The 14,234-nt window shown below is 40.3% G+C and carries 8 protein-coding genes; 5 read left to right on the plus strand and 3 right to left on the minus strand.

The annotated features are described in order from the left end of the window. Nucleotides 1–23 precede the first annotated feature (23 nt). Entirely contained in the window at nucleotides 24–1,541 is a 1,518-nt protein-coding gene (locus PAT01_RS11555; protein WP_154945525.1) for a S10 family peptidase, read from the minus strand. A gap of 337 nt (nucleotides 1,542–1,878) precedes the next feature. Between PAT01_RS11555 and PAT01_RS11560 the strand changes: the two genes are divergently transcribed. The 5 genes from PAT01_RS11560 to PAT01_RS11580 all read left to right on the plus strand — a co-directional run bounded on the left by PAT01_RS11560 (nucleotide 1,879) and on the right by PAT01_RS11580 (nucleotide 10,868). Beyond that, complete coding sequence (locus tag PAT01_RS11560; RefSeq protein ID WP_029773860.1) at nucleotides 1,879–3,099, plus strand: GGDEF domain-containing response regulator; 1,221 nt, start codon at nucleotides 1,879–1,881, stop codon at nucleotides 3,097–3,099. Between the two features lie 221 nt (nucleotides 3,100–3,320). Continuing rightward, the gene (locus PAT01_RS11565) at nucleotides 3,321–3,659 is read left to right on the plus strand and encodes a P-II family nitrogen regulator (protein WP_004587162.1); all 339 of its coding nucleotides are present in this window, start codon (nucleotides 3,321–3,323) and stop codon (nucleotides 3,657–3,659) included. A 12-nt stretch (nucleotides 3,660–3,671) separates the two neighbouring features. After that, nucleotides 3,672–4,901 carry an ammonium transporter gene (locus tag PAT01_RS11570; RefSeq protein ID WP_154945526.1) on the plus strand — a complete coding sequence of 410 codons (1,230 nt, stop codon included), beginning with the start codon at nucleotides 3,672–3,674 and terminating at the stop codon, nucleotides 4,899–4,901. A 149-nt stretch (nucleotides 4,902–5,050) separates the two neighbouring features. Beyond that, nucleotides 5,051–7,393, plus strand: coding sequence for a penicillin-binding protein 1B (gene mrcB / locus PAT01_RS11575; protein ID WP_154945527.1), 2,343 nt, complete (start codon nucleotides 5,051–5,053; stop codon nucleotides 7,391–7,393). Between the two features lie 454 nt (nucleotides 7,394–7,847). Beyond that, nucleotides 7,848–10,868 carry a TonB-dependent receptor gene (locus PAT01_RS11580; RefSeq protein ID WP_024034306.1) on the plus strand — a complete coding sequence of 1,007 codons (3,021 nt, stop codon included), beginning with the start codon at nucleotides 7,848–7,850 and terminating at the stop codon, nucleotides 10,866–10,868. Nucleotides 10,869–10,944: 76 nt separating this feature from the next. Here PAT01_RS11580 and PAT01_RS11585 read toward each other — a convergent pair whose 3' ends face one another. Then, nucleotides 10,945–12,786 (minus strand): methyl-accepting chemotaxis protein, encoded by a 1,842-nt coding sequence (locus PAT01_RS11585; protein WP_138578315.1) that lies wholly within the window; start codon nucleotides 12,784–12,786, stop codon nucleotides 10,945–10,947. 157 nt (nucleotides 12,787–12,943) lie between these two features. After that, nucleotides 12,944–14,224: a glutamate-1-semialdehyde 2,1-aminomutase gene (gene hemL, locus PAT01_RS11590; RefSeq protein ID WP_138578313.1), complete on the minus strand. Its 1,281-nt coding sequence runs from the start codon at nucleotides 14,222–14,224 to the stop codon at nucleotides 12,944–12,946. Nucleotides 14,225–14,234 lie beyond the last annotated feature (10 nt).

Consider the following 14,234-nt stretch of genomic DNA (forward strand, 5'->3'; position numbering starts at 1 on the left):
GCCTCATGTAATGGCCCTTTTAATTAATATTTAGCGGCCTGCCCTTTAGCGGGTAGGGAGCTTAAAATGAAGTCGCGTAAATCGTTATTTGAAAGCTTAAGATCTTCATGTCGTAGGTACATCATATGGCCGCTGCGGTACCCTTTAAAGCTTAACCTATCTTTCATTTTTCCACTTGGGTCAAGCTGCCATAACGTGTATTTAGCATCAAAGTAATTTGTTGCGCCATCGTAGTAACCCGCTTGAATCATGACGTTTAAATACGGGTTTTGCGCCATCGCTAAACGTAAGTTTTCGCCGGTATTATTTTTACTACGATCCCATGGGTGAACATTGCCAAATAAGTTGTATTTAACATCCGTTTTATAGTTGAGCTCTTCACGCAGGTAATAGTTAATTGCAGGCGTAAATGAGTGCAGCCAAGAGGTAAGCTCAGCCCAGTAATCAGGTGATTCGCCAGCATCGCGTTTATCAATACCTAAATAGCGCGAATCTAGACGTCCGACAGTTTGTCCGCGCTCACGTAAAAGTTCTTTCCAAAAAAATCGAGTGGGAATATCTAAGTTGTTTTGCGCTACAAACTGCTCTGAAAGACCAGCATATTCGGCCATCTTCTTTATTATTTGGCGTTTTTTATCGGCATCGATAAAGCCACCTTTCGCGAGGGCAGGAATAAGCTCATTAATAGTGAACTGTTCTACTTCGGGTAAAAGTTCATTGAGATCTTTTTCTTGCAAGTTTTTATTCAGTGCTTTGTGATACCACGCAGTTGCAGCAAAATAAGGTAAGCGATTAGCCGCTTTTATAGGACCGTCGCGTTTTATACCAATATCGGTCGGCGATACTAAAACCACCCCATTAATGTACATCCATTGACTGTTTTGTAGTTCATGGGCAAGGCCTGATACACGAGTAGTGCCGTAGCTTTCTCCAATTAAAAACTTAGGTGAGCGCCAGCGCTCGTTTCGGTTAACAAAGGTATTTAGCCATTCAGCTAAGTATTTTATGTCGGCATTCACACCAAAAAAGTGCTCTTTTTGTTGCTCTTTCGAAAGCATTTCACCTTTAGCGTTTTCTACTACGCGTGAATAACCTGTATTTACCGGATTTACATAAACAATATCTGCTACATCTAATACTGAGTAGGGGTTATCTTTTACGCCATAAGGCTGAATGGGGTAGCCTTCGTCATCAATTTTTAATACGCGTGGGCCAGTATAGGCTAAGTGCATCCATACAGATGCAGAGCCAGGACCGCCATTAAACGATATCAGTAATGGGCGAGCTGCGGTGTCATCGACTTTATCTCGTGTGTAATAGGTATATTGTAATGTGGCAATGGCATCGCCATTATCACTCCACACCGGCTGAGTGCCTGTTTTAACTGTGTAGCTAAAGCGTTCACCATTAATTTTAGCTTTATGCTTAGTGACTACGTGGCTATCAATGTCTATTTTTCGTTGGTTTTCTGCTGTTGCAGTACTGCTAAATAATACGATGGCAAGCGCTAAGGTGTAACGAGTTAATTGGACAAGCTTCATTGTCGTTCCTTATTTTTGTTTAGATGCTATTTAAAATAAAAAACACACAAATAACAAAAGTATTGAGATTAATGGTCGATAATACTGGTTAAGTCTAAACTTATACACGGCGTGTTTGTTTATTTAGGGTTAATTTATCCTAGCGTGTTTAGCTTAGCTAAAAAATCAAGTATATTTGGTCGGCTTTGTATTTGAATTAAATACAAGCCTTGCGCTTACATTAATGGACCTAGCCTACTTACTGGCTACATAAACAGAACTTTACTGGATGTTTTTCATAGCTTGTCGCTTCAGTGCAAGTTTAAGTACGTAAAATAACAAGATTAAAGAGAAGTTTATGCAAAGAGTATTAGTGGTTGAAGACAGTAAAGTAGTGCAGCAGGTGCTACGCCACTTAACGGCTCAATATTTAGATGTCGCTGTCGATTTCGCATGGTCATTAAATGAATGCCAAGACTATATTGAGAAACATAAATACTCGCTGGCTTTAGTTGATTTAACTTTGCCTGATGCACCTAATGGCGAGGTCGCTAAATTTACACTTTCACACGCTATTCCTACTGTGGTACTTACCTCAAAAATTGATGAATATAAGCGCCAACAAATGCTAGAGCTTGGTGTTATTGATTACGTAATTAAAGACAATCGCGATTCATACCATTACGCTATCAAGTTAGTGGCTCAGCTTCTGAGAAATCAAGGCTGTAAGGCCTTGGTTGCTGATGATTCGGTGTTAAGCCGCTCCTTAATGAAGCAAATGCTAGAAAAGCAATTATTTGATGTAACCGATGCGCAAGATGGTCAGCAAGCACTCGAAATAATAAAAAGTAACCCTAATATAAAATTGCTCATGACCGATTATGCGATGCCATTAATGGATGGCTTTGAACTGGTTAAAGCGGTGCGTAATTTTAGAGGGCGCGATGATTTGGCCATTATCGGGCTTTCGGGTGCAGGTAAACATGGGTTATCGGCTCGGTTTATTAAATACGGTGCCAACGACTTTTTAACAAAGCCATTTATGAATGAAGAGTTTCATTGTCGTGTTATGCAAACAATGGAGCAGTTGTCACTGATTGCGGATATTAAAGAAAGTGCTTACAGAGACTATTTAACGGGTATGTATAACCGCCGTTATTTTTACCAATATGCAGAGCAACTATTAAAAAAACAACAGCAAAATACGCTTGCATTACTCGATATAGATTTTTTTAAAAATATTAATGACACCTTAGGCCACGAAGCGGGCGATCAGGCACTAAAGCAGGTAGCCACGTTAATTAAAACTACGTTTTCTAAGTTTACCGTTGCGCGGGTGGGCGGCGAAGAGTTTGCCATTATATTAGATGATATAGACACGGCGCGTGGGCGAGAGTACTTAGAAGGCTTTAGAAAAAAACTCGCTAAACATGAGTTTTTAATCGATGAAAAACCGTTTTCTATCACCATCAGTATTGGTGTTGCTGATTTTCAAAACACTGATTTAACTCAGGCCATGCGCATCGCTGATGCTGCCCTTTACGAAGCCAAAAACAATGGCCGAAACTGTGTTGTGTAAATATAAAAAATAACATTAATTACAAGCTAGTAGGGCGTCACTTTTGGAGATGCACCAATGTAGCTAAGTTGTTAAAAAAGCGCACCTTGATGGTGCGTTTTTTTTGTTTTTAATTTACTATTCATGATTATCTTATTGATATTAAATGTTTTTTAATAGTGGCACAAAGGTTGGATTATGTAAGCCAACAGGATAACAATAAAGCGTCCGAGGGGGCCACTATGAAAATGATTAGTGCAATCATAAAACCATTTAAATTAGATGATGTGCGTGAAGCGCTCGCTGATTTAGGTATTGAAGGGATGACCGTAGTTGATGTTAAAGGTTTTGGACGTCAACGAGGCCATACAGAGCTGTATCGTGGAGCAGAGTATCAGGTAGATTTTATTCCTAAGATCAAACTTGAAATTGCTACTCGTACTGAAAATTGCCAACGCGTAGTTGAAGCAATTACCAAAATTGCATCAACAGGCAAAATTGGTGACGGTAAAATTTTCGTGTACGACTTAGATCAAATTGTGCGTATTCGTACGGGCGAACTTGATGAAGAAGCAATTTAAGGGGGCTGATTAATGGAAAACACAATTGTAGAACTCAAATTTTCACTCGACACCTTTTATTTTCTGGTGTCGGGTATACTAGTAATGTGGATGGCAGCAGGTTTTGCCATGTTAGAAGCGGGTTTAGTTCGCTCTAAAAATACCACTGAAATTTTAACTAAAAACGTGGCGCTGTATTCTATCGCATGTACCATGTTTTTATTGGTTGGCTACAACATCATGTATGTAGACAACGCTGAAGGCGGCATCATCCCTTCAATTGGCGCATTAATTGGCACGCAAGCGGCCGATGCTGACCACTCTTTAGAATCTGACTTTTTCTTCCAAGTAGTATTTGTTGCAACGGCTATGTCGATTGTATCGGGTGCCGTGGCTGAACGTATGAAGTTATTTGCTTTCTTAGCATTTGCAGTTGTTTTAACTGGCTTTATTTACCCAATTGAAGGTTACTGGACATGGGGCGGCGGTTTCTTATCAGAAATGGGCTTTGTAGATTTTGCAGGTTCTGCCATTGTTCACGGTGCTGGTGCTGCAGCTGCTTTAGCAGGTGTTATTTTACTTGGCGCTCGTAAAGGTAAATACGGTAAAAACGGTGAAATTTACCCAATTCCAGGCTCTAACCTACCACTTGCTACATTAGGTACGTTTATTTTATGGATGGGTTGGTTTGGTTTTAACGGTGGTTCGCAATTACTTCTTTCAGATAAAGAAAATGCAACAGCTGTAGGTCAAATTTTACTTAACACTAACGCTGCTGCTGCAATGGGTGCAATTGCTGCACTGTTTGTATGTAAAGTGTTGTGGGGGAAAGCTGATTTAACTATGGTACTAAACGGCGCATTAGCAGGTTTAGTGGTTATTACAGCAGACCCACTTTCACCATCTCCATTAATGGCGTGTTTACTAGGTATTTTAGGTGGCTCACTGGTTGTATTTAGCATTGTAGCTCTAGATAAAGCGAAGATTGATGACCCAGTAGGTGCTATCTCTGTTCACGGTGTATGTGGCGCGCTGGGTATTATGTTAGTGCCTGTATCTAACGGCGATGCAAACTTTGTAACACAGCTTATTGGTTTAGTGACTATTTTAGCCTTTGTTTTTGTAGCTTCATTTATTGTGTGGGCTATTTTAAAGCAAACTATGGGTATTCGCGTAACCGAAGAAGAAGAGCTAAGCGGTATGGACCAACACGATTGTGGTGTTGATGCTTACCCTGAGTTTGTATCTGTTCGCAGTAACTAATATTAAATAGATTAATCATTGTCTTCACAAAGCCCTACCTTGGTAGGGCTTTTTTTCGTTTCAGGGAAGGTTAACTTTTCAGGTGTTAGGCTATACCCAATATGCTAAGCTCACACTCGTGAATAAACCTTGGAATAAATTACACTTAAATGGCTGACAACAAAAAAACACCCAGTAGTAAAACCACTCCTAAGCGTGCACATAAAGCAACCAGCTCGCCACGTAAAGCTAAATCAAAAACGACTAAAAAAAAGTCAAACACTGTTGTTAAACGCACATTTATGCGAAAAACATGGTCTGTTTTTTGGAAATTGAGCTTAGCTGTTTTTATTGCTATGGCCATGTATCTTATTTATTTAGATTCGAAAACAACACGTATATTTGAAGGTAATAAATGGCAGTTACCCGCCCAAGTATACGCACGCTCAATGGAGTTTTACCCAGGGCAGTTTTTATCTAGCCAAGAGGTTGTGTGGGAGCTTGAGCGCCTCAATTATTCATCAGTTAATAGGCTAAGCCGCACGGGGCAGTTTGTAAAAAAAGCCGATAGCATAAAAATTTACCGACGCGACTTTGAGTTTTATGATGGCCTTGAAGAATCGCACATTATTGAGCTACGTTTTGCGGGGCAAAAGGTAGCAACCATTAAAGATAAATTTGGCAGGCGGCTAAACAGTGCTCGCCTAGAGCCTGTGCAAATAGCCCGTATTGGTAATGATTCAAAGCAAGATAGAGAGTTTGTACCGCTTGATAAGTTTCCGCCTATGTTGAAAGACACGTTATTAGTGGTAGAAGATCGGGATTTTTATCAGCACCATGGTGTGTCGGTATTTTCTATTTTGCGCGCGCTTTATTCAAATATTAAAGCAGGGCGTACCGTGCAAGGTGGTAGCACCTTAACGCAGCAGCTTGCAAAAAATATATACCTAACGCGTGAGCGCTCTTTAGTGCGAAAAATAAATGAGGCATTTATTGCGCTTATTCTAGATTACCGTTATTCAAAAGATCAGATTTTAGAAGCTTATTTAAATGAAGTTTACCTAGGTCAGTCTTATAACCAAGGCGTGCATGGCATGGGCTTGGCCTCTGAGTTTTATTTTTCAAAGCCTGTTGATGAGCTGGAATATGACCAAATAGCGCTGCTGGTAGCGATGGTCAAAGGGCCTTCGTATTACAATCCTCGACGCTATAAAGAGCGCACTATGGAGCGTCGCGACCTAGTACTGCGCTTAATGGTTGAAAACAAGCTACTAACTACAAAAGAATACCGTGCATCACTTAAACGCCCAATTGATATAGCGCCTATGAAAGCAAGTTTACAAAAGTCATACCCTGGGTTTTTAGAACTTGTAAACCGTGAGCTTAAGCAGTTATTACCTGATCAAAAAACACTAGATGCCGGTGTGCGTGTATTTACTTACTTTGATTTGCAAAAACAAACGGCAATGGAAGAGTCCATTCAAAAAAGTTTGCCGTATTTAGAAAAACGCCCTAACACCGATAAACTCGAAGCAGCCATGATCTCAGTTAATGTAGAAAAAGGCGGTGTGTCGGCTTTAGTGTCGGGGCGCGATGTTCGCTACTCAGGTTTTAACCGAGTGCTCGATACTAAACGAAATATTGGCTCTTTAGTTAAACCCGCGGTGTACTTAACAGCCCTGCAGTTACCACATTATAACTTAGCCACATTACTTGATGACTCCCCTGTGCAGGTAACAAATGAGCAAGGTAAAGTGTGGCAACCTGAGAACTTTGATCACCAATACCGAGGTGCATTGCCACTTTATAAAGCCTTTAGTAACAGTATTAATATTCCTGCGGTAAATTTAGGCCTAGATGTAGGTGTTGATAAAGTAGCAAATACGCTCAAAGGATTAGGCGCAAAAGGTAATATAGATGAATACCCCTCGCTGCTACTTGGTGCTGTAGAAATGTCGAGCTTTGAGGTTGCCCAGCTTTATACCACTATCGCAGCAGATGGCGAGTATAGAGAGCTTACCTCTGTATCTGCGCTAACAGACTCGGTAGGTAACGTTTTGTATAAGCATAAAGTTAAGTCTGAGCCGCGCTTTGCAAAAGACGCTGTATATATGACTAAATATGCCATGAAGCGAGTGACAAAAGACGGCACCGCTAAGCGTTTAAACTTACACTTTCCATCAATTCAGCTTGCCGGTAAAACAGGCACTAGTAATGATTTACGTGATAGTTGGTTTGCAGGGTTTGATCAAAACACAGTGACCGTTGCATGGCTTGGTAGAGACGATAATAGAAGCACCGGTTTAACAGGGAGTGTGGGCGCGTTAGAAGCTTATATACGTTACTTAAAACCGCTCAACCCTGAAGCAATAGCAGATACACGCCCGCCATCAATAAGATGGGCTTTCGTCAATGAAAGAACGGGTTTACAAGCACCGCCCGGATGCGGAAAAGTTATTCAGTTACCACTAAGAGCCAGTGAGTTTGAGCCTAGGCCGCAGTGTATACGCTAATAAAATAAAACCTTAATAATAAAACCGCTAACTCAGCGGTTTTTTTATATTTGCTTCACTATCTAGCAATCAAAATTTGAAACTAAATAAATTTTAATTACTTTTATTAGCTTATTTTCTTATAAATAAATTAAAAAGCAGTAAGTATAATTAGAGTAAAGTAGCACTTTGCGAGATTAAAAATAAGATCATTGTAACGAGTATGTTAATAGTTTAATTAACTGAATTGTTGTTAATTAATTGTCTGTTTTTGTTTCTTTAAATTAACATTGAGAATCTTATATTTCACAAATAAACATGTAAAAATAAATTTAAGTTATTGTTTTTAAATTATTTTTATTTCTATTTTATCTTTATTTAATTAACATATTTACAATTTGTACCCTTTTGTTACCCTCTGTATGCATTTTGTATAAAGTGCAAAAATAATTATAAACTTAACAGGGATAAGAGTATGAAAAATATTTTCAAAAAAAATCTTACGGCAATAGCGGTTCTCGCTTCACTAGGTGTAGCGCTTCCAGCAGTGGCATCTGATGTTGTAGGTTCTATCGATAATATTTCTACTACAGCAGGGTATACCGTAACAGTAAAAAATCCTGCAACAGGGTTAGAAAGAACATTAAATATTTCTGAAGACGGTTCATTTCGATTTGCTTCATTGCCTTCAGGTAGCTATCAAATACAAATCTTAAAAAACGGCGCCGTTGTAGCTGAAGATAGTGTGCGCGTTTCATTAGGTGCTAATGCAAAAGCGAGCTTTGATTTAGCACAAGTCAGTGATTCCGGTCCTGAAGTAATTCAAGTATTAGGCGCTCGTATTTCTTCGATTGATTTAACAACTGCCGATTCTGGCCTAGTTATTACAGATGCTGAAATAGACCGTATGCCGATAAACAGAGACCTTACCTCGGTTGCATTGTTGGCACCAGGAGCTGTTAAAGGAGACAGTGCTTTTGGTAATACTGCGTCGTTTGGTGGCTCATCAGTAGCTGAAAATGCATGTTATATTAATGGCTTAGAGGTTACTAATACACGCCAAGGCCTTGGTTGTGGTGAAGTACCGTTTGAGTTCTATGACCAGTTCCAAGTTAAAACGGGTGGTTACTCTGCCAAATTTGGCCGCGCAACCGGTGGTACCATAAATACAACTACTAAAAGTGGTACAAATGAGTGGGAATTTGCGGCAGTTGTGCAATTTCAACCAGACTCTTTGCAAGAAGAGGGAAGTATTTCTCGTGGTAACAATGGCGCAGGTCAAATATTTAGAGATGAAAGCTTAGACACTGATAGCAAAACAGATGTGACTATTTCTGCTGGTGGTCCTCTGATTGAAGACACGTTGTTTTTCTATGGATTAATTAACCCAAGAGATACTGAGTCTACATACACGTGGGGTGGAGATGAATTTTCGCCAAACGATCAATACCGAAATGAATCAGCTTCTGGTGGCGATAATTTATTTTGGGGCGGTAAGCTTGATTGGGATATTAATGAAAACCATAGGTTAAGCTACTTTGCCTACTCTAATCGTCGTGATATTGAGCGTTCAGTGTACGAATACAATAACGGTACTGTGGGCGATCGTATCGATGGTGCCATTTTAAAGCGTGGTGGTGAAGCGCAAAGCTTAAGTTATACGGGTGTTTTAACCGAAGACCTAGTTGTTACTGCTATGGCTGGTAATATTAAAACAGAATATGAAACGCAATCAGAAAACTTGGTTTGTCCATCTATTACCGACTCTCGAGGTACTGCTAATCCAATCACTGGCTGTGGTGCAGGCGGTAGCTTTGGTGCCAATAATGATGAAAATACCCAATACCGATTAGATGTTGAATATGTATGGAATGACCATGAAATAACATTTGGTATCGATTACCAAGAGCGTAAGTCTGAGAATATAAGTAGTCCTATTGGTGGCCACAGCTATGATTACAGAACTCTTGCAGATAATGGTAGTTGGCAAGCCGATAATGGCGCACTAACAAATAACACTGGTGCCGCGCTTGACTATGTTGAAGACCGTATCTTTGATGGCGGCGGCAGCTTTGAATCAGAGTTAACAGCTTACTACATAGAAGATCAGTGGCAAGTAACAGAGGATTTCTCAGTTAAAGTTGGCTTACGTATTGATGAGTTTGATAGCTGGGGTACGACTGGTAAGTTACTAACTAGCTTTGAAACAGATATTGCACCTAGACTAGGCTTCACTTGGGATCCTACAGGTACAGGCGACACTAAAGTTTATGGTACATATGGGCGTTATTACTTACCCGTAGCCAATAATACTATTTTTAGAGCCGCATCAGGGGTTAGTGATATAACCACAGCTTATACGTATACTGGTGTTGATTCACAAACTGGCGCACCAACAGGCCTAACGCCATTAGCTGACACGCTTGGGAATGGTGGTATTCAAAACTCACAGCAAGTGAGTGGTGTACCGGTTATACCTGAAAAAGATATCTTCCAAGCGCAAGAGGCTGATCCATTCTCTAAAGATGAATATATTATAGGTATACAGCAAGCTTTAAATGATGAATATACAGTAGGTGTTAAAGGTATATACCGCGAAGTTGCAACAGCATTAGATGACTACTGTGGGCGATATGCATACCCTTACTGCGTAATGATAAACCCTGGCGATTCGTCTAGCTGGTACAGTGACGGTTACTACTGGAATGGAACCGATTGGGGAGATTCATCATTCAATAACGACGGTGTTCCAGATAGTGGTTCTTTAACTACCTATTCAGCAGAAACAATAGGCCTACCTAAAGCAAATAATGAATACACCGCTGTAGAGTTTAGCCTTGACTATAAAGCTGACACTATTCGTTATCAGTTTGGTTATACATGGGCTAGAAGTGTAGGTAACTTTGAAGGTGCTGTTAAATCAGATATTGGTCAAGCAGATGCGGGTATTACCCAAGACTTCGACTTCCCAGCAGTTATGGATGGTTCTCAGGGCTATCAACCTAATGATAGACGCCATACATTTAAATTCTTTGGTAGTTGGGAGCCAATGGAAGACTTAACTGTAGGCTGGAATGCTACTTTACAAAGCGGGCGTCCTAAGAGCTTATTTGGTCAAGGCTATCCATCTACCGATCCAAATTTAAATGGTGGTTGGGGTGATACTTTCTACATTTATACTAATGAGTGTCCGGATACAAATGGCAACGGCGACTGTGATCAAGATGAGAAAATCTATGAAAAACATAGCCGAGGCACAAATGGCCGTACACCTTGGGTATTTAACTTAGATTTATCTGCTGCATATGATTTCACAGTATCTGATATCGACATGCGTGCATCGGTTAATGTATTTAACATTTTCAACTCGCAAACAGAGTCATCACTGAATGAACACTATGAGCAAAATGAAGGTGAAGTAAATGCGTACCATGATGCTGCATACTCTTGGCAAACACCACGTTACGTTCGTATAGGTTTGGAAGCTCGCTTTTAATACTTATTAATAACTAACCTTAAAAACCCTTCTTAATCGAAGGGTTTTTTGTAATTTAAAAGCATTTTTATTATTTTCAAGATTTAAAAAACTGCATTGATTTAGTTAAGTCATCAGAGAGCTGACTAAGTTGCTGTGCGTCTTGCAGTGTAGATTGTGCAGAGAGAAGAGTTTGATCTGCTAAGTTACTTACTTCTTGTGCATCACTTAATGCTTGGGTGGTTGCGTTAGATTGCTCTTTAACCCGCAGTGCTATCTCTTCGCCTTGGTGTTTTATATCGCCCATGCTTTGCTCTGCACTTTGTAAAATATCGTTTGTTTCGGTGGCGGCGTTTACCGATTGTTCCATCTTCTGGACACTTGAGCGCATTTTTTGTTGTGTATCGTCAGAGGCCTGCTGAAGTGAGCTAATAATTTGGTGAATTTCTTGTGTTTGAGTTTGTGTACGCTGTGCAAGGGTTCTTACTTCATCAGCTACCACGGCAAAACCACGGCCATGTTCACCGGCTCGTGCGGCTTCTATTGCTGCGTTTAGGGCTAATAAATTAGTTTGATCGGCTATTTCGCTAATGCCTTTGCTTACTTTACTAATTTCTTGGCTATCTTGAGCTAGTCTATCTAAGGCTTGTTGGCTTTCGGTAAATTCAACTTGGAGGTCTTGCATGTATTTGGCAAGTTCCATGGTGTTGTTAGAGCCTTGCTTTACATGCTGCGCGGCATCTTGTGCTGTTAACATTGCTTGATTAGCAGACTCTTCTACACTCACTGCACTTTGCTCCATATTACTTAGTGCATCATGAATAGCGTTTACCCGTATTTGCTGTTTTTCAACATCGTTACTCGTTTGGCTGCTTGCCTGTGAAAGCGATTTAGTGGCGCCACATAGCTCCACAGTGCTTGCTTTTACATTCTCTAAAAGTTTTGAAAAAGCATTAAGAAGTGCGTTATATCGCGCTGCAATAATATCCATTTCATCGTTAGTACTTGAGTTGATAACCGCATTTAAATCGCCATTTGCTGCACTTTGCGCAGCTTCGGCAAAGCGATTAATGGTATCAACTACCGCAAAATAAAAACCAACCATTAAGTAAAATGCAATCAATAAACTAATTAATGATGCAGCCAATACAGTGTTTCTTGTCAAGCGTTGCGTGTTCAGTTTTTCATTTATTAGCGATTCAAGGGTAGGGATGCTTTTATCAATTAGTTGGCTAATACGACTAAGCACTTGGCTGGTAAGCCCTGCAAATTCGTTTTGTGTAAGCTGTATATCATCTGGTTCAAGCAGCTTTTTATCAATGGCTGTTTTAAAAGCGGCTATGGCGTTATGTAAATTAGTGAGAGAGGGCGTGAGTGCTTTATTTACAGATGCATCGGCCGTGGTGGCAATTGTAAGTATTTTATCGAGTTGCTGCTGGTATAAAGGGAGCGACTTACTTAAGTTTGAAAGCGCAATAAAAGTCTCTGGTGTAAAACGCTGGTTAGTAAGAACAGTATTAGCGCTTTGCGCTGTCGCATTTATCTGCATGATAAGCGCAGGTATAGGCGTAACTAATGCGCGATTAACATAAGCACTCGCAAGTTGGTTATCTAAGGCTAAATTAGACTGTATTGAAACCAGCTCAAGTACGTCATTTATTTGCTCATCTTTTACATTAAAACCACGTGCTTTAGCTACTTTTACATTTTTATAGGTTCCACCCTGCATTTGATTTGCAAGAATGTCTCTGTAGCTCAGTAATCCTTGTTTTTGCATTTGAGAGACGCTGATACTCTCGCTTAATAAAGAGACTAAAAAAAACAAACTAAGCGCAAGGGGTAATAATAAAATACCAAAAACTAAACCAATTTTAGTTTTATATTTTAAGTTGCCCATTAATGATATAGCAGGTGCTGCTAAGTGCCTTAAGCTCGTCATACGTTTCTCTTGTGGGGTAAAAGTGAGTCTAAAAAGTGAGACCGTATAAAGGCTAAAAACCATTCAATTATCAATACGCACAAATAAAAAAAGCCCGTAAGGGCTTTTTTTAACTACAGAGTTAATAACGCATATTATTAACACATGTATTGGATGCTTATAGCTTAGCGAAGGCGCGCTCTGCAGCTTCAATAGTCGCTTGTACTTCTTGCTCTGTGTGCGCAGCACACACAAAGCCTGCTTCAAATGCAGAAGGTGCTAGGTATACGCCATCTTCCAGCATTAAGTGGAAAAAGCGTTTAAAGCGTTCTAAATCACATTCTGTAGCTTGTTTATAAGTGGTTACTTTTTCTGCTTCAGTGAAGAAAAAGCCATACATACCGCCTGCGTAGTTAGTGGTTAAAGGTATGCCTGCTTTTTTAGCGCCTGCTTCAAAGCCTTCACAAATAGCTTTAGAAATAGCTTCTAACTTATCGTGCAAACCTGGCTCACTTAATAGCTCAAGCGATTTTAAACCCGCAGCCATTGCAATAGGGTTACCAGAAAGAGTACCAGCTTGGTAAACCGGACCTACTGGCGCAATGTAATCCATAATTTCGGTTTTGCCGCCAAAGGCACCAACAGGCATGCCGCCGCCAATGACTTTACCTAAACATGTTAAGTCAGGTTTTATGTTGTAATACGCCTGAGCGCCACCTAAAGCAACACGAAAGCCGGTCATTACTTCGTCAAAAATAAGCACTGATTTGTACTCATCACATACTGCCCGCAAGCCTTCTAAAAAGCCTTCTACAGGAGGAATACAGTTCATGTTACCCGCTACTGGCTCAACGATAATACAGGCAATGTCGTCTGCGTATTTTTCAAATACAGCTTTTACTTCATCAAGGTTATTAAACGATACGGTAAGCGTGTGCTTTGCAAAATCCTCAGGGATACCGGGTGAATTTGGCACACCCATGGTTAATGCGCCAGAGCCTGCTTTTACTAATAATGAGTCGGCATGGCCGTGGTAACAACCTTCAAACTTAAGGATTTTATCACGCCCTGTATAGCCACGTGCTAAGCGAATGGCGCTCATTGTGGCTTCGGTACCCGAGCTTACCATACGTACTTTTTCGATTGAGGGAACAAGCGCTTTTACTTTTTCAGCCATTAAAATTTCGGCTTCAGTGGGCGCCCCATAACTTAAACCGTTTTCTACCGCTTCGTGAACAGCTTGCTTTATAGCTGGGTGGTTATGGCCCATGATCATCGGACCCCACGAACCTACGTAATCAATATAACGGTTGCCATCGGCGTCAAAGGTAAAGGCACCCTCGGCTTTGGTAATAAATAGTGGCGTACCACCTACACCGTTAAATGCACGTACAGGTGAATTTACGCCACCAGGAATTGAAGTTTGTGCACGATTAAATAAATCTTGGCTAATTGTCATGAAAAATCCT

The sequence above is a fragment of the Pseudoalteromonas atlantica genome, from assembly GCA_007988745.1.
In the GTDB taxonomy this organism is placed as follows: Bacteria; Pseudomonadota; Gammaproteobacteria; order Enterobacterales; family Alteromonadaceae; genus Pseudoalteromonas; species Pseudoalteromonas atlantica.